13 protein-coding genes are annotated in these 16,620 nt (G+C 69.8%); 6 read left to right on the top strand and 7 right to left on the bottom strand.

Going from position 1 to position 16,620, the window contains the following annotated elements; translation table 11 throughout:
• Positions 1 to 79: 79 nt before the first annotated feature.
• Entirely contained in the window at positions 80 to 943 is an 864-nt protein-coding gene (locus OG219_RS30060) for a L,D-transpeptidase family protein (protein WP_266831678.1), read from the bottom strand.
• Between the two features lie 240 nt (positions 944 to 1,183).
• Between OG219_RS30060 and OG219_RS30065 the strand changes: the two genes are divergently transcribed.
• Positions 1,184 to 2,764 (top strand): methylmalonyl-CoA mutase, encoded by a 1,581-nt coding sequence (locus OG219_RS30065; RefSeq protein WP_266831680.1) that lies wholly within the window; start codon positions 1,184 to 1,186, stop codon positions 2,762 to 2,764.
• Positions 2,765 to 2,819: 55 nt separating this feature from the next.
• Entirely contained in the window at positions 2,820 to 3,467 is a 648-nt protein-coding gene (leuE, locus tag OG219_RS30070; RefSeq protein WP_266831682.1) for a leucine efflux protein LeuE, read from the top strand.
• A 6-nt stretch (positions 3,468 to 3,473) separates the two neighbouring features.
• Here leuE and OG219_RS30075 read toward each other — a convergent pair whose 3' ends face one another.
• Positions 3,474 to 4,931 (bottom strand): FAD-dependent oxidoreductase, encoded by a 1,458-nt coding sequence (locus OG219_RS30075; RefSeq protein ID WP_266831684.1) that lies wholly within the window; start codon positions 4,929 to 4,931, stop codon positions 3,474 to 3,476.
• Positions 4,932 to 4,958: 27 nt separating this feature from the next.
• Between OG219_RS30075 and OG219_RS30080 the strand changes: the two genes are divergently transcribed.
• Positions 4,959 to 5,609 carry a TetR/AcrR family transcriptional regulator C-terminal domain-containing protein gene (locus tag OG219_RS30080; protein WP_266831686.1) on the top strand — a complete coding sequence of 217 codons (651 nt, stop codon included), beginning with the start codon at positions 4,959 to 4,961 and terminating at the stop codon, positions 5,607 to 5,609.
• A 40-nt stretch (positions 5,610 to 5,649) separates the two neighbouring features.
• On the opposite strand, the gene OG219_RS30085 is transcribed toward OG219_RS30080, so the two are convergent.
• Both OG219_RS30085 and OG219_RS30090 read right to left on the bottom strand, forming a co-directional pair.
• Positions 5,650 to 6,660: a class I SAM-dependent methyltransferase gene (locus tag OG219_RS30085; RefSeq protein WP_266831688.1), complete on the bottom strand. Its 1,011-nt coding sequence runs from the start codon at positions 6,658 to 6,660 to the stop codon at positions 5,650 to 5,652.
• Between the two features lie 113 nt (positions 6,661 to 6,773).
• Positions 6,774 to 7,883, bottom strand: coding sequence for an acyltransferase (locus OG219_RS30090; RefSeq protein ID WP_266836279.1), 1,110 nt, complete (start codon positions 7,881 to 7,883; stop codon positions 6,774 to 6,776).
• A gap of 370 nt (positions 7,884 to 8,253) precedes the next feature.
• Here OG219_RS30090 and OG219_RS30095 point away from each other — a divergent pair, with 370 nt between their 5' ends.
• From OG219_RS30095 to OG219_RS30105, 3 genes are read left to right on the top strand one after another with little or no spacing between them, the layout of a single operon-like run.
• Complete coding sequence (locus OG219_RS30095; protein ID WP_266831690.1) at positions 8,254 to 9,642, top strand: glycosyltransferase family 29 protein; 1,389 nt, start codon at positions 8,254 to 8,256, stop codon at positions 9,640 to 9,642.
• On the top strand, positions 9,639 to 11,975 hold the full coding sequence (locus OG219_RS30100) for a glycosyltransferase (RefSeq protein ID WP_266831692.1): 2,337 nt from the start codon (positions 9,639 to 9,641) through the stop codon (positions 11,973 to 11,975). The genes OG219_RS30095 and OG219_RS30100 overlap by 4 nt, the downstream gene beginning before the upstream one ends.
• A gap of 3 nt (positions 11,976 to 11,978) precedes the next feature.
• Positions 11,979 to 13,736 carry a hypothetical protein gene (locus tag OG219_RS30105; RefSeq protein ID WP_266831694.1) on the top strand — a complete coding sequence of 586 codons (1,758 nt, stop codon included), beginning with the start codon at positions 11,979 to 11,981 and terminating at the stop codon, positions 13,734 to 13,736.
• 57 nt (positions 13,737 to 13,793) lie between these two features.
• Here the strand turns inward: OG219_RS30105 and OG219_RS30110 are convergent, their stop codons facing one another.
• From OG219_RS30110 to OG219_RS30120, 3 genes are read right to left on the bottom strand one after another with little or no spacing between them, the layout of a single operon-like run.
• On the bottom strand, positions 13,794 to 15,062 hold the full coding sequence (locus tag OG219_RS30110; RefSeq protein WP_266831696.1) for an NAD(P)/FAD-dependent oxidoreductase: 1,269 nt from the start codon (positions 15,060 to 15,062) through the stop codon (positions 13,794 to 13,796).
• Entirely contained in the window at positions 15,059 to 15,499 is a 441-nt protein-coding gene (locus OG219_RS30115) for a GtrA family protein (RefSeq protein ID WP_266831698.1), read from the bottom strand. The genes OG219_RS30110 and OG219_RS30115 overlap by 4 nt, the downstream gene beginning before the upstream one ends.
• Positions 15,489 to 16,586, bottom strand: a complete 1,098-nt coding sequence (locus OG219_RS30120; RefSeq protein ID WP_266831700.1) for a glycosyltransferase family 2 protein — start codon at positions 16,584 to 16,586, stop codon at positions 15,489 to 15,491. Before OG219_RS30120 ends, OG219_RS30115 begins: the two co-directional genes overlap by 11 nt.
• Between the last annotated feature and the right edge of the window lie 34 nt (positions 16,587 to 16,620).

The raw sequence follows: 16,620 nt of genomic DNA on the forward strand, positions 1-16,620 counted from the left end.
ACCGGCGCGGGCGGGACAGGTTCCCCCGGTCCCGCCCGCGCCCCACTCACCGTCCGCGGCACGTGTCACACGCCGCGTTTCACCAGTAGACGACGACCTTGTCACCCGTGCGGACCTGCGCGAACAGCGAAGCGATCTTCCCCTCGTCCCGGACGTTGACGCAGCCGTGCGAGGCGCCGAAGTAGCCGCGGGCCGCGAAGTCGGTGGAGAAGTGCACGGCCTGGCCGCCGCTGAAGAACATGGCGTACGGCATGGACGAGTCGTAGAGCGTCGACACGTGGTAGCGCGACTTGAAGTAGACGCTGAACACACCTTCGCGGGTCGGCGTGTACTGCGAGCCGAACCGCACCTCCATCGTCGACACCGTCCGGCCGTCGACCATCCAGCGCAGTGTGCGGCTCGTCTTGCTGATGCACAGCACGCGCCCCGTCATGCAGCGCGAGTCCGGCTTCGCGGCGGGCTGCCCGCCGTACGCGTACAGCTCCCACTTGCCGGGCTCGTGCGTCATCTTCTGCAGCCGCTGCCAGGTGACGGTGTCCATGGCTCCGGTCCGTGGCAGACCCCGCTTGCCCTGGAAGCCCTTCACGGCGGTGGCGGTCAGGTCGTCGTACGTCCCCGTCGGCCCGTCGAAGAGCCAGGCGACCTGCCGCAGCCGGGCCTGCACTTCGCGTACGTCGGTGCCCTCGTCGCCCCGGGACCAGAGGACCTCGGCGGGGACGGGGGTGGGCTCGGTGCTCGGCTTGGGGTCGTCGGGCGCGTCGGTGGGGGAGGCAGAAGCGCTGGGCTTGGGAGTGGAGCCCGCCGAGCCGTCGATCCGCACCAGCGGCGGCTGCTTGCCGTCCGTGTCCACGGCCTGAGCGGTGCACGCGCCGACCGCGGCGAGTACCACGAGCACGGCCAGCGATCGCTTCACGTGCCTCGTCGGTCTCGTCGACCTCGTCATGGGTGGTGTCGTACGCATCGGACCCCCGTCGTGCCGTCGTGTGTCACTTGAGATGCTCCCCGCGCATGACCGGTTGCGAACTACGCGGCATGGTGGAGAGCGAAGCCCATCAAACAGGGCCGTGGGCCGGTCTGTGAGCAAGGTCCCAGCGTGGGCCACTCCACCGGCCGCACGGCCGCGGCTACAGTCCGTCGCGAAGGCGGTTCCTACTAGTGAGTAGCTTCAGCGGGAGGCACAGCAATGGCGCGCGAATCCGAGTCCGGACTGCCCATCGAGCCGGTCTACGGGCCGGAGGCTCTGGCGGGCTGGGATCCCGCGGAGAAGCTGGGCGCGCCGGGTGAGTTCCCCTTCACGCGTGGTGTGTATCCGTCGATGTACACCGGGCGTCCGTGGACGATGCGCCAGTACGCCGGTTTCGGCACGGCCGTGGAGTCCAACGCGCGCTACAAGCAGCTGATCGCCAACGGCACGATGGGTCTGTCGGTCGCCTTCGACCTGCCCACCCAGATGGGCCACGACTCCGACGCCCCGATCGCGTCCGGCGAGGTGGGCAAGGTCGGGGTCGCCATCGACTCGATCGACGACATGCGGATCCTGTTCGGCGGGATCCCGCTGGACAAGGTCTCCACGTCGATGACGATCAACGCCCCCGCCGCGCTCCTGCTGCTGATGTACCAGCTGGTGGGCGAGGAGCAGGGCGTGCCCGCCTCCCAGCTGACGGGCACGATCCAGAACGACGTCCTGAAGGAGTACATCGCGCGGGGCACGTACATCTTCCCGCCCAAGCCCTCCCTCCGGCTGATCGCCGACATCTTCAAGTACTGCAGGACCGAGATCCCGAAGTGGAACACCATCTCGATCTCCGGCTATCACATGGCGGAGGCGGGTGCCTCGCCCGCGCAGGAGATCGCGTTCACGCTGGCGGACGGCATCGAGTACGTGCGCACCGCGGTGGCGGCCGGGATGGACGTCGACGACTTCGCCCCGCGCCTGTCCTTCTTCTTCGTGGCGCGTACGACGATCCTCGAAGAGGTCGCCAAGTTCCGTGCCGCGCGCCGTATTTGGGCCCGGGTGATGCGCGAGGAGTTCGGTGCGAAGAACCCCAAGTCGCTGATGCTGCGCTTCCACACCCAGACGGCGGGCGTCCAGCTCACCGCGCAGCAGCCGGAAGTGAACCTGGTGCGCGTCGCCGTGCAGGGCCTGGGCGCGGTGCTCGGCGGCACGCAGTCCCTGCACACCAACTCCTTCGACGAGGCGATCGCGCTGCCGACCGACAAGAGCGCGCGGCTCGCCCTCCGTACGCAGCAGGTGCTGGCGTACGAGACCGACGTGACGGCGACGGTCGACCCCTTCGCGGGCTCGTACGTCATCGAGAAAATGACCGACGACGTGGAGGCCGTGGCCGTCGAACTCATGGCCCGGGTCGAGGAGTTGGGCGGCGCGGTGAACGCCATCGAGAACGGTTTCCAGAAGGGTGAGATCGAGCGCTCCGCGTACCGGATCGCCCAGGAGACCGACTCCGGCGAGCGGGTCGTGGTCGGCGTCAACCGCTTCAAGCTGGACGAGGAGGAGCCCTACGAGCCGCTCCGCGTCGACCCGGCCATCGAGGCCCAGCAGGCGGAACGGCTCGCGAAGCTGCGGGCGGAGCGGGACCAGTCGGCGGTGGACGCGGCCCTCGCCGACCTCAAGAAGGCGGCCGAGGGTACGGACAACGTCCTGTACCCGATGAAGGACGCCCTGCGCGCCCGCGCGACGGTGGGCGAGGTGTGCAACGCGCTGCGCGGGGTCTGGGGGACTTACGTGCCTACGGACGCGTTCTGACCGCCCCTCGAAACACGAAGGCGGAGTGTCGTACCCCCGTGCGACACTCCGTCCCATGCTTGGTGTCACTGACCTCCCCACTTACCTCGCAGGCCTCGTCCTGATCGTCCTCCTCCCCGGCCCGAACTCGATCTACGTGCTGTCGGTCGCCGCTCGCAGCGGTATACGCACCGGCTACCGGGCCGCGGCGGGCGTCTGGTGCGGAGACGCCGTCCTGATGACGCTCTCCGCGGCCGGAGTCGCCTCGTTGCTGCAGGGGAACGCGCTGCTCTTCGGGATCGTGAAGTACGCCGGTGCCGGTTATCTGACCTGGCTGGCGATCGGGATGCTGCGGGCCGCGTGGGGGATGTGGCGGACCCGGAAGGCGCGGGCGGAGGCCCCGGCCGTGGTGGCGGACGCGGAGGAGCGGCCCTTCCGGCGGGCGCTGGTCATCAGCCTGTTCAACCCGAAGGCGATCCTGTTCTTCGTCGCCTTCTTCGTGCAGTTCGTGGACCCGGGATATGCCTACCCGGCCCTTTCCTTCGTCGTCCTCGGCGCCTTCGCCCAGCTGGCGAGCTTCCTCTACCTCTCCGCGCTGATCTTCAGCGGTACGAAGCTGGCGGCGGCCTTCCGCAGCCGCAAGCGGCTCTCGGCCGGGGCCACCACCGCCGCCGGCGCCCTCTTCCTCGGCTTCGCGGTGAAGCTGACGCTCGCGAGCGCGTAGGCGGGGCTAGGCGGCGCCCACAACACCCGCGTACTCCGCCAGCCCCTCCGCCGTACCGCCCGCCCACCCGACGTAACCGTCGGGACGGATGAGGAACACCCCGGTCCCGTACGCCTCGTACGCCGGAATCCGGACCGTGCGGGCCCCGTCGAGGTCCGGCAGGTCCACGTCCGTGCCGACCGCGAGCAGTGTCCAGTGCGGACCCCGGAACGCGTCGAAGAGGTGTACGCCGCCTCGGATGCCGTCCGGTGCGCGGTCGCCCGCGTGCAGGGCGTCGGACGGCAGGCCCTCCCGGGTCTCCACCGCGAGCGAGCGGCCCCGGTAGCCGAGGCCGAGCTGCTGTGTGGCCTCGCCGCGCCGGACCTCGCCGCGGTGGACCTGCGTGGACAGTCCGAGCATCTCCGCGGCGTTGGGCAGCCGCTCCTCCTCGTACGAGTCGAGGAGGGACTCGGGAGCGTCGCCGTTCAGCACCGCGCCCAGCTTCCAGCCCAGGTTGTACGCGTCCTGGACGCTGGTGTTGAGACCCTGCCCGCCCGCGGGTGAGTGGACGTGCGCGGCGTCGCCCGCGAGGAAGACGCGGCCCTCGCGGAACCGGTCGGCCATCGCGGCCCTGGGCCGGAAGTCGGAGGCCCAGCGCACCTCGGTCACGTCCTCGGGGGAGAGGTGCGAGCGGGTGGCGACGACCTTGCGGATGGCGTCGAGGGAGAGGTCGATGGCGGTGCCCTCCGGGAACTGGGCCGCCACCTGGAAGTCCTCCGTCCCCGCGAGCGGGCAGATGGCCATGAAGCCCGCCGCTTCGGTCGGCGGGAAGACATGCCAGTTGTCGCGGTCCAGGCCCGTGATGCGGACGTCGGCCACCAGCATCGGGTTCGGGTCCACCGTCTCGCCGGTCATGCTGACGCCGAGCACGCGCCGCACGGTGGACCGGCCTCCGTCGCCTGCGACGGCGTAGCGGGCGCGGACCGGCGTGCCCGCCGCGAAGGAGGCCGTCACCCCGTCCGCGTCCTGCGCGATCCCCACCAGCTCCCGCCCGAACGCGACCTCTCCGCCGAGCTCCGTCAGCCGGTCGAAGAGGATCCGCTGTGTCCGCCACTGCGGCAGCATCCACGGCTCGTGGTACGGCTCGGCCTCCGTCGCCCCGGTCTCGTCGAACATCCGGTGCTCGCCCTTGCGCTCCCCGTCCTGCCAGATCATCCCGACCGGGTAGGGGCCGCCCGCCGCGCGGACCGCGTCGAGCACGCCGAGGTCGTCGAAGACCTCCTGGGTGCGGGGCTGCAGACCCTTGCCGCGCGAACCGGGGAAGAGCCCGTCGGCGCGCTCCACGACGAGCGCGCGGGCCCCGCGCCGTGCGAGGTCCACGGCGAGCGCGAGCCCGGTGGGGCCGGCGCCGATGACGAGTACGTCAGTGTCGTACGTATTCATGGACAGCTCCTTAACGCTGTTAAGTTCCTCGCTTCGGAGCATGCCCTTAACGGCGTTAAACTGTCAAGCGTGGCTAGTCAGAGATCCCCCAAGCTGGACAAGAAGCAGGTCGTCGAGACGGCCCTGAGGCTCCTCAACGAGGTCGGCCTCGACGGGCTCACGCTCCGGACGATCGCCAGGGAGCTGGACGTCCAGGCCCCGGCCCTCTACTGGCACTTCAAGAACAAACAGGCCCTGCTCGACGAGATGGCGACGGAGATGTACCGCCGGATGGTCGCGGACGCGCGGATCCCCGCGGACGCCACCTGGCAGGAACGGATCCTCGTGAGCCAGCGCGGCCTGCGCACGGCGCTGCTCGGCTACCGCGACGGCGCCAAGGTGTTCAGCGGCACCCGCTTCACCGGCATCGAGCACGCCGTCGAGATGGAGGCGAACCTCCGTGCCCTGGTGGACGCGGGCTTCAGCGTTCCCCAGGCCGTCCGCGCCACCTCCACGGCCTTCTACTTCACCCTCGGCTTCGTCACCGAGGAGCAGGGCGTCTGGCCGCTGCCGGGGGAGCGCCGCGAGGGCTATGACGTCGAGGAGCGCGCCGCCCGCATGGCCGACTTCCCCCTCGCGGCGTCCACGGGCGCCGAAGTCTTCCAGAACTACGAGGAGGGCTTCGAGGAAGGGCTGCGCCTGCTGATCGCCGGGGTCGGGGCGCGGTACGGGATCAAGTGAGTGCCGCCGTCGGAGGCTCCGGCGGCGGCACACGGGCGTCTCAGTGGGCCGCCGACCGCCTGGCGGCACGGGCCCGGCGGATCGCACGCGTGAGGACCGGCGGCAGCAGGTCGAGGGCGATGCGGCGGACCTGGCGGACGGGGCCCGGGGCGGGCCTTCGGCGGCCCTGGGACGCCTGGTGGGGCTGCTGGACGGGGGGCGGGTCCGCCTGGGCGGCGGGCTCCGGCTCCGCCGGGGCTTCGGCCGCGACGGGTGTGGAGTTCTCGGCGGCGACGGTCGCGGGTTCCTCGGTGAAGTGCCGGGACGGCGGGAAGGCCGGGGCCCGCATGCCCTTGGCCTTGAGGCGGATGATGCGGTGCCCGGCCGCGTGCTGAACGCTGAGGTGACAGTCCGTCCGCTCCCGGGCCATGGCCAGCAGCTCCTCCTGCACGGGCTCGGGATCGTCCCAAGTCCCGTACAGCTTCTGGGCGCTCAGGCAGATCGGGTGCAGGCCCCTGCTGAGCACGGCCTCCCAGGTGGCCACGGCGACGCCGGGCGTGTGCTCCGAGCGGAAGTCGTCCAGGACGACGATGCCGCCGGGCAGCAGCGCTTCGCGGGCCGCCGCGATGTCCCCGTGGACGTGCTCGTACAGATGTGAGGCGTCGATGTGCACGAACCGGCAGGAGCGGGGGGCGACTTCGGACGGCACCAGGGAGCTGGGGCCCTGCAGGACGCGGGGCAGCTCGTCGTGGAAGGAGAGGTAGTTCTCCTCGAAGGCCCGACGGGTGAGTGCGCTGTACGACTTCGTCGACTCCGCCTGATTGGCGTTGTCGGGGGCCTCTCCCTCGAAGAGGTCGCAGACCGTGTACCGCTCACCCTCCTGTGCGTGGCGGCCCAGGAAGATCGCGCTCTTTCCCATGTACACACCGACTTCGAGCAGATCACCACGCATCCCAGCGGCTTCCTGCCGGTCCAGGCACCAGTCGAAGAGCATCTGGTCGAGGACGGGGAACCAGCCGGGAACGTCGTCGAGCTGATGGGGCGGGCGGATGGCGCCTTGTGTAGCAGTCATGACGATCAGTGTTTCCGCGCCTGCGCGGAGAGAGAAATCCACACGCACGACCAGGTGAACCTGAAGGCAAATGCGTTTTATCGGACTTTGCCGACCGGTGATGCTGTAAGGGCTCAGGGCCGGGGCTTGGCCAGCGCGGAACGCAGTCGCGGCGTCAGCTGCTTCTCCACGTACCGGTTCATCAGCCAGGCCAGCAGCAGCATGGTCGCGACCGTGAGCAGGAACGTGCCGTACGACGGGATGTGCAGGGTCTGGTGGTAGGCCTTTATCGCCACCCAGCCCAGGTGCTCGTGGACCAGGTAGAACGGGTACGTCAGGGCGCCCGCGACCGTCAGCCAGCGCCAGTTCGCCCAGTTCAGCCAGCCCAGCGCGATCGCCGCGACTGCCACGAAGCCGAAGGCGACGACGAGGACGATGCCGAACGTGGTGCGGTGGGCGAAGGCGTTCGGGTCCGCCGCGTTCCACAGCTCGCGCACCGCGTAGTGCTGCCCGATCAGGAAGCTGACGGCCACGATGCCCCAGGCGTAGACGTCACGCCGGTCGCGGTGGACGAGGTAGAGGCCGACGCCGCCGATGAAGAACGGCGCGTACTCGGGCATCAACACGATGTCGAGGAGCGGCATCTGCGCGCCCTGCGCGATCACATACGCCAGCGTCCAGCCCGCACAGAACATGATCACCCGCTGCCTGGTGGCCCCGGGCAGCACCACGCACAGCGCGAACAGCGCGTAGAACCGGATCTCCGCCCACAGCGTCCAGCAGACCCCCAGCACCCGGTTCACACCCAGGGGTTGCTGAAGCATCGTCATATTGACCAGTGCGTCGCTCGGCGACACCGCGTGGTAGGCGACCATCGGCAGCGCGAACACAACCGTCACCAGCACGACCGCCGCCCAATAGGCGGGCAGCAACCGGGAGGCGCGGGACGCGAAGAACGACTTCAGCGGCCGGCCCCAGCCGCTCATGCAGATCACGAACCCGCTGATCACGAAGAAGACCTGGACGCCGAGACAGCCGTACGCGAAATACTCGTGGAGGGTGGGGAACTGCCGTTCGGCGGAGCTTCCCCAGGCCCTGGTGACGTCACCGCCCCGACCGCCGTAGTGGTACGCCGCTACCATCAGGGCAGCGATCAGCCGCAGCCCGTCCAGTGCGCGCAGCCGGGTCTCCCGGGGCCTCGCCCGCTCCGGCCGGGGTACGTCGGTCACCGGGCGGACGGTCATGCTGGTCACGAAAAAATCCCCTCGCGGGTGCTCCTGTGGGCGGGTTGTCCCAGCACGTTAGTCCGAATCACAGACTCGACCTGGTTGACAGGCCAACGATTTTCCCCCCGGTTCCAACGAGTTCACCTGGAAGTCGTTTTAGCTTCCTAATTTTTCTCATCATCGCCCCACCGGCGTCTAAACGTGCGCAAGATCGTGCCATCAGTCAGTCAGCAGCAGTGAATAGCGGCAGCCAGCAGCAGTGAACACAGCATTTGCTTGGCAAAAAATCAGGAGTGCCATGACGAGGGTCCAGAACAGACGGGCACGTGCGCGTGGAGGGGAGCTGGACGACTGCTTGCGCGCTTGCGCGGCGCACAGCGGGAAACTCGTGGGCAGCCTCGACCGCCGCCGTATCGAGCTTGCCGAGCAGCTGAGGAAGCTACTGGTGGCGTGGGGCATGTCCGCCACCAGCAGCCCGGCGCCCGCCCCGACGGGCGGCGGCGCCACCGCCCTGCTCAAGCGCGCCGTCAAGGGCGCGGCGACCCCCTCCTCCGGGATCGACAACGCGCTCCTCGACGCCCTGCTCGCGGTCGCCAACAAGGCGATGGAGTGCGGCTACGACGACGAGCTGAACCTCGCCCTCGTGATCAGCGACACTGTGCTCGCCGAGCGCAAGAACTCCCGCGCCGGCTGGCGGCTGCGCGCCCGGCTCCTCGAGGCCCTCGGTGAGGAGACGGAGGCGCTGGAGGCGTACGAGCGCTACCTCTCGCTCACCACCGACGACGGGTTCGGCGTCGCCGCCCGCATCGGCGGTATGCGTGCCGCTGCGGAGCGGGAGCGGGAACTCCTCGCGCTCCTCAAGCGCCAGGTCCCGCGCGCCCAGGAGTTCGCCGGCGGCCCCGTCACCGAGGTGTGGGCCGAAGGCCTCGCCCGGCACGACGCCGGAGACTGGGCCGGCGCCGAACCGCTGCTGGTCGGCGCGCTGCTCGCGCTGGCCGCCGAGGACGCCCCGGTGAGCGACCGACAGGACCTGCTCAGCCAGTACCTGGACCTGCGCACCGGCATCTCCCACGGCGACCTCGCCGCACTCCCCGCGCTCACCGAAGCGCTCTCGCTCTACGCCGAACAGCGCCGGATCCGGGCGCGCGGCCCGGTCCTCGACCCCACCATCGGCGGCGTGCAGTGGCTCACCCTGGGGGAGTTCCGCAACCAGATCGCCGGCAAGTCCATCTGTCTGATCGCCAACTCCGGCCGGGTCGGCGCCAGTTCGATGGGCGCCGAGATCGACGCGTACGACCTCGTGGTGCGCTTCAACTCGTACAAGATCGACGCGAAGAACACCGGCAGCCGTACCGACATCCACACCACGATCCACAAGCACGGCTTCAACTGGGACAAGCCGGTGACCACCCGGCTCGTCTTCGGCGGCATCTCCGGCGACTGGAAGTACTCGCTGCGCAACCGTCTGGTGCCCGGGGCGCAGCAGTACCTCGGTGACGAGACGCTGCGCTGGCCGCTGCGGAACATCGGCCAGGTCGGCGCGGACCGGTGGTCGGGCATCCCGACCACCGGCTTCAACATGCTGTGGCTGCTCGACTTCCTGGACGTCAGCCCGACCCTCGACCTGATCGGCTTCGACTTCTACGAGAGCGGTGCCTACCGCGTCGCGGAAGCCATGAAGCTGGCCATCACATCCGTGCACGAATACACCAGCGAGAAGGAATGGGTCATGCAGCGGGCTCAGAGCGTGACCGACATGAGGATATCCCTGCGATGACCACGACCTCCCTGACCGGAACCGCCGCGGCGGTCCCGGCCGTCGGCGCTTCGGCGGCCGACCTCACCGGCAAGCGGCGCATCGCGTTCGCGAGCTTCGTCGACGAGAACTACCTGCCGGGCTTCCTCGTCCTGCTGCGCAGCCTCGCCCTGTCGAACCCGAACGTGTGCGAGGACTTCGTCGTCCTCTACGACGACCTGCGCCCCGGCTCGATCGCCAAGATCCGCGCCCTGCACCCGCGCATCGTGCTGCAGCGCGTCAACGCCGAGCACTACGACTCGTACGCCAAGGGCGACCAGGACAACTACCTGGTCCGCAAGGCCTACTTCATCCTCGACATCTTCCGGCTGCGCGCGTACGATACGATCATCACGCTCGACACCGACATGGTCGTCCTCGGCGACCTGGGCGAACTGCTGAAGCTGCGCGAGGGACTTGCGGCCGTACCGCAGTTCTTCTACGGGCAGCACAAGCTCAACTCCGGTCTCCTGGTCATCCAGCGCGAGTACCTGAGCGACGAGTTCTGCGCGAAGATCGACGCCACCGGCCGCAGTGGTGACTACGAGCTCGACAAGCACGACCAGGGCATCCTCAACGCCGTGCTCGACGGTGACTTCGTCCACCTCGACGCCCGGTACAACTACGTCAAGCGGCGGCTGTCCGGCGACCTGCCGGTGCCCGAGGACGTCTCGATCCTGCACTTCACCGGGCGCCACAAGCCCTGGCAGGGCGGCGAGGCCGGGTACGGCCAGGCGGAGGCGCGCTGGCGCGAGTTCGAGCTCACCGACGCCGAGTTCCACGGCGCCTACCTGGAGCGCTCCGGCGGCCTCCACCACGACCTGCTGGTCCACTTCGGCACCCCGCACGTCGCCCGCACCGGGGACCCGGAACTCGCCCGCAAGGTCGCCGCGGCCCACATCGCCGCCGGTGACTACCAGGACGCCGTCGACGTACTCGAAAGCGTGCGGCTCCCGGTCGACGAGTCCTGGGCGCACGAGACGCTCGGCCACGCCCTGATGAGCGTCTCCCGCTACGAGGAGGCCAAGGCCGAACTGCTGCTGGCCACCGCCGCCCCCAACCGGGCCGCCACCGCGTACTCCCGCCTCGCCCAGATGGCCTGGGTGCACGGCGACAACGCCGAGGCCCTGAAGTACGCCACGGCCGGCATCAGCGTCGACCCCACCCACCGCGCCAGCCGCATGTGGGTCACCCGCGCGGCCTCCGTGCCCACCCAGGAACTCGGCACCCCCGAGGACCAACTCGCGCACGTCGCCTTCTACATGGACCGCCAGGGCAACGCGGGCGACAAGCTGCTCCCCGAGAGCGTCCGGCTCGCCTTCGGGCCCGACACCGGCTCCCGCCGCTGGCACCCGGTGCACGCCCACCGGCTGTTCGACGAGGCCGCCCTCAAGCGCGTCAACGAACGCCGCGGCCTGGTCATCGGCGGTGGCGGACTGTTCATCCCGGACACCATGCCCAACGGCAACAGCGCCTGGCAGTGGAACGTCCCGGACGACCTGCTCAACCGCATCGACGTGCCGATCGCGGTCTTCGCCGTGGGCTTCAACGCCTTCGACGGACAGTCCTACCGCGCCGGACGGTTCCGCTCCTCGCTGCAGCAACTCGTGGAGCGCTCCTCCTTCTTCGGACTGCGCAACCACGGCTCCATCGCGAAGGTGCGGGCCATGCTCCCCGCCCATCTGCACGACAAGGTGCGCTTCCAGCCCTGTCCCACCACGGTCACCCGCCAGCTCGTCGCGAACTGGCAGGACCCGGCCAAGCGCGAGGACACCATCCTCATCAACGCGGCCTACGACCGCGCGGGACTGCGCTTCGGCCACGACTACGCCTACTTCCTGGCGCAGATGGCCGACGCGGTACGGGGCCTCGGGAAGCTCGCCGAGGTGCAGTGCGCCGCCCACTCGCTGGACGACGAGAAGATCGCCTTCGACCTGCGCCGCGAGCACGGCATCTCGATGCCCGTCATCCCGATGTACAACTTCGAGAACGACGAGATCCGCGACCTGTACGCCCGCACCAAGCTGGTCATCGGCATGCGCGGGCACGCCGGAATGATCCCGTTCGGCTGCGGCACGCCCATCATCAGCCTGATCTCGCACCCCAAGATGGCGTACTTCCTGAGCGACATCGAGCGGCCCGAGTGGGGCGTGTCCGTGCACGACCGGAACCTCGGCGGCAAGCTCGTGGAGCGCGCCCAGGGTCTGCTGGCCGACCACGCCGCGACCGTCGCCGACGTGCACGGCCGTCAGCAGGAGCTGTGGAAGATCACCGAGGCGAACGCCTCGGACCTGCGCATCATCCTGGGCGGTTGACCGGTGGCGACCGCCCTGGCCGATGACCTCGACGGCGCCACACCAGCAGCACGGCCGCAGCAGCGCGTCCGCCGGTCACCCCTGTGGTGGCCGGTGGTCGCGCTGCCGGCCGCGCTGGCCGTGGCGTACGTCGTGGTCGCCCGGCGACTGACCGGCGACCTGGAGTACGTGCTCGGCGCCCTGCGGACCGGTGAGCAGGCCGGCTACTCACCGTCGGAGATCTTCACCCACCGGCCCTACTTCTACCGGTGGTTCATCGCCGGCCTCGACCAACTCACCTTCGGCACCACGATGGTGCGCGAGGCACTCATGGGCGCGGCCGGCGTACTGCTCGCCGCCGCGGCGGCCTACGCCCTGTACGTGGCGCTCCTGCGCCACCTCACCGGGCGCGAAGCGGCCCTCACAGCGGGCGCCGTCGGCCTCGCCATGACGCTCGCCCCCCGCAACGACTTCCTCCAGCCGGAGTGGGCAGCGGTCGTACTGACGGTGCTGGCCGTCGCCGCGACACTCGGCCCCGCGAAGCCGTGGCCGGCGGCGCTGCTCGCCGCGCTGCCCCTGGCGCTCGCGGTGATGATGAAGTACTCCACCGCCGCCTCGGCAGCCATCGGCGTGCTCTTCGTGTACGCCGTCGACCGGGGCCGGGCCGTACGGCTCGCCCTGGTCGCGGTGCCCGGCGCGGTGGCCCTGTTCGCGCTGAGTGTCCTCGCCGGGTCCCACGAGTGGCAGTGGACCGAGGACATGCCACAGCTCAACCAGGCGTCGATCGGCCGCACCGGCATCCACCCGCGGTTCATCGTCGAACGCTCCGTGGACTTCCTCGCCGACCGCGCCGTGGAGAGCCCGGTGCTGCTGCTCCTGCCCGGAGCGCTGCTGCTTGTGCTGTGCCGGGTGCGCGGGCGGCGCCGCCGGGCCGAACTCATCCTGGTGGCCCTCACCATCGGCTTCGGCGCCCAGGCGGTCGTGGTCGTGCAGGGCAACTGGTTCCTGTACCACGGCGCCCAGATGCCCGTGATCGCCGCCGCCATGTGGGGCCTGGCCGTGGGCGGCGCCCGCCGCTCCCCGCCCTGGTTCTTCGGCGCAGTGTCGCTGCTCTACGGCGCGCTGCCCGTGCTGTACACCGAACTGCCGAGAGGCCTCCAACGGCCGTACGTCCTCTGGGCCGCGGGTCTGGTCGCCCTGCTCGCCGCCGTCCTGGACGCCTGGCTGGAGGCACGTGTGCGGGCGACGGGCGTGCGCGCCCCGCGGCCGAGGATCGCGCGCGGGGTGTGGCCGGCCGCGCTGGCCGCCCTGGCCGGTGTGGTGTGCCTGGCCGGGAGCAGCTGGCCCGACTCACCGCACCTCGTGCAGTACGGCAAGGTCCTGACGACGAACGCCGCGTACCTGAAGTCCCTGGAGGGCTCCGAGCAGGCGGCGGACCGGATCCGGGCCCAACTGCCCGCAGACGCCCCGGTGTTGTACCTGGCCTTCGGCGACGCGGCGTACTTCGTCGACCACCCGGCGCAGTGCCGGTACCCGATCGCCACGTTCCTCCAGCGCACCCGTTTCCTCGCGGACGTCACCGAGCTGAAGTCGTTCCAGGAGAACGCCGACTGCATCGACCACGACCCCGCCCCGTACGCGGTCCTGGACCGGAACTGGTTCCGGCCGGGCAAGGTCGACCCGGCACTCGCACGGCGCATCTCCGCCGAGTACGACTGCCCGACCGCCGACGAGAGCGGCAAGGCCAAGCTGGTCCTGTGCGAGCGCAGGAGCGGCACCTGACAGACCGCTGCCCCGGCCGGTGACACCCGGCCGGGGCAGCGTCGTTCCAGCGTCCGTTCAGCGCAGGCCGAGCGAGGCGGTGACCTTGCGGGCCAGCGCCACCGAGTAGCTCTGCCCCCGGTCCTGCGGGTAGATCTGCGCCATCGTCACCAGCTTGACCCGGCTCATCGGCGTGTCGTGCGGCGGGATCAGCGAGCGGTACTCGGGGGTCACCACCGGCTGGGCGAACCCGGCCTTCGAGAAGTGCCAGTCCTTGATCCAGGACTCGTCGAAGTCCGGGTTGATCCGCCGCAGATACGGCACGAACGCCTTCAGCAGCTCGGCGGGATCGGTCGTGAACCGCCAGTCCTCGCGCTCCACGTAGTTGCCCACGTAGAGGATGTGCCGGCCGCCGTAGACCGACGGGTCGATCATCCGGGTGTGCTCGACCACCGCGAGGAACGGGAAGTCCGGCTCGTTGATGTTGAGCCAGTAGTACGGGATCACGCTGCGGTCCAGCTCCAGGACGAAGCAGGTCGCGCCGAGGTACTGGTTCTTCCACACGGCGTCGTCGGCGGGCAGCCCCGCCGCCTTGGCGAAGGCGGGCTGCGGAGTGGTGACGATCAGCTGCTCGAACTCGTAACTCGAGCCGTCCGCGCACGTCACCACCGCGGGCGCCGCGTCACCATCCTGCCGGATCGACTCGACCGCCTTGCCGAACTCGACCTTGCCGCCCAACTCCTCGACGCCGTCCCGCAGCGCCGCGTACACGCGCTCGAACCCGCCGTCCACATAACCGAGTTCGAAGGTGCGGCAGTGGATTCGGGCCCACAGCCAGGCCATCGACACCTGCTCCGCGCGGTCGCCGAACTTGCCGGTCAGCAGCGGCTCCCAGATCGCCGCGGTCGCTTTGCGGCCCGCCCAGCGGCGCAGCCAGGCCAGCGCGGTCAGGTCGTTGAACCGCTCACCGCTGCGCACTGCCTTCAGCAGCGCGGAGGAACCGGCGAACCGCACCGCGTCCAGCGGGGAGAACTCCGGGAAGCGCAGCATGTCGACCGGGCTGGTGAAGTTGATCAGCTTGTCGCCGCGGAAGATGGCCGTGGTCGGCTTGTGGAAGCGCAGCGCGTCACCGAGCCCCAGCTCCTCGATCAGGCCGATCATGGCCTTGTCGCTGCGGAAGATGTGGTGGTAGTAGCGCTCCAGCGGGACGCCGCCCACCTCCAACGACGCGGCGAGACCGCCGAGTTCGCCGGCCGCTTCCAGGACGGTGACCTGGTGGCCGGCGCGTACGGCGTCCCAGGCGGCGGTCAGGCCGCTGGCACCCGCGCCGATGATGCCGAGGTTCATGCGAAGCTCCACTTTTTGTTGAGCGCGAACTGAAGCGCCAGGACCAGCGGGAGCGAGCCGACCTTGACGAGGTTGGCGTCGATCCCCAGTGCGTCGGTGAAGGCGAGGAAGAGCAGGTTCGTCAGGGCGATGCCGGTCAGCCCGACCGCGTAGAAGCGCAGGAAGCGCACGACGATCCGGTCGCGCCGCTCGAAGGTGAACAGCGCGTTCAGGACGAAGTTGTTGGCGATGCCGAGGGTGGTGCTGATCGCGTTGGCGAACTGCTCGTCCATCCCGGCGAGGTTGTGCAGCAGCAGGAAGACCACGAGGTCGAGCGCGAGGCCGCTGCCGCCGATGAGGGTGTAGCGCAGCAGTTGGCGCAGCGTGCGCGTGCGGCCCTCCGGGGCCTCGTCCAAGGTCACTGCGGGTGCGGCCGTGGAGGTGGTGTCAGACGCCACGGCGACCGTCCCGCTCGTCGGTGCGATCACCGGTTCCGGGTCCGTCCCGCTCGTCCTTGCGCCGTCCGATCACCTCGCGCACCAGGTACAGCGGGCGTCCCTGCGTCTCGCTGTAGATGCGCCCTATGTAGCTGCCCAGCACCCCCAGGGACAGCATCTGGGTGCCGCCCAGGAACAGCACGACGACCATCAGCATCGTCCAGCCGGAGACGGTCACCTCGGGCCGGAAGAACTTCATGGCCAGCGTGTAGAGAATGCCGATCAGCGACAGTACGAGCACCACGAAGCCGAGGCGGGTGATCATCTTCAGCGGTGTGGTGGAGAAGCTGGTCATCCCGTCGACCGCGAGGCGGGCCATCTTGCGCAGCGGGTACTTCGTCTCGCCCGCGAACCGCTCGTCGCGGTCGAAGGCCACCGTGGTCTGCCGGTAGCCCATCGAGGCGACGATGCCGCGCACGAAGCGGCTGCGCTCGCGGTACCGGCGCAGCTCGTCTGCGACCCGCCGGTCGAGCAGCCGGAAGTCTCCGGTGTCCAGCGGGATGTCGACCTCGGTGCTGGAGCGCAGGACGCGGTAGTACAGGTGCGCGGTGGCCCGCTTGAAGGCGGTGTCCTGCCGGCTGCGGCGCTGCGCGTGCACGATCTCGGCGCCCTCGCGCCAGGCGTCGACCAGTTCGAGGCTGACCCGCGGCGGGTCCTGGAGGTCGGTGTCCATGACGATCACCGCGTCGCCCTGGGCGAGGTCGAGGCCCGCGGTGATGGCGACCTGGTGTCCGAAGTTGCGGGCGAAGTCGACCACCTGGACGCGCCCGTCGTTCTTCGACAGGGCCTTGAGGATGGCGAGCGAACGGTCCGAGGAACCGTCGTTGACGTACAGCAGCTCGAAATCGAGCTCCGGGCGGCCTTCGATCGCGGCGATCAGCTCGGTGTGGAAGGCGGCGATGCCGTCCTGTTCGTTGTAGACCGGCAGGACGTAGGAGATCAGTGGCCTCTTCGCCGGCTCCGGGTCCAGGTCCAGGGGCGCGAGGGTGACGCCGGCCGGAGCGGGAGAGGCGGCGGGGGCAGGCGGACGTATGTCCTGCTGGGTCATCTCCACCCACCCGTAAACCCGAACGGGCGTATGG

This window comes from Streptomyces sp. NBC_00038 (genome assembly GCF_026343635.1).
Taxonomy (GTDB): Bacteria; Actinomycetota; Actinomycetes; order Streptomycetales; family Streptomycetaceae; genus Streptomyces.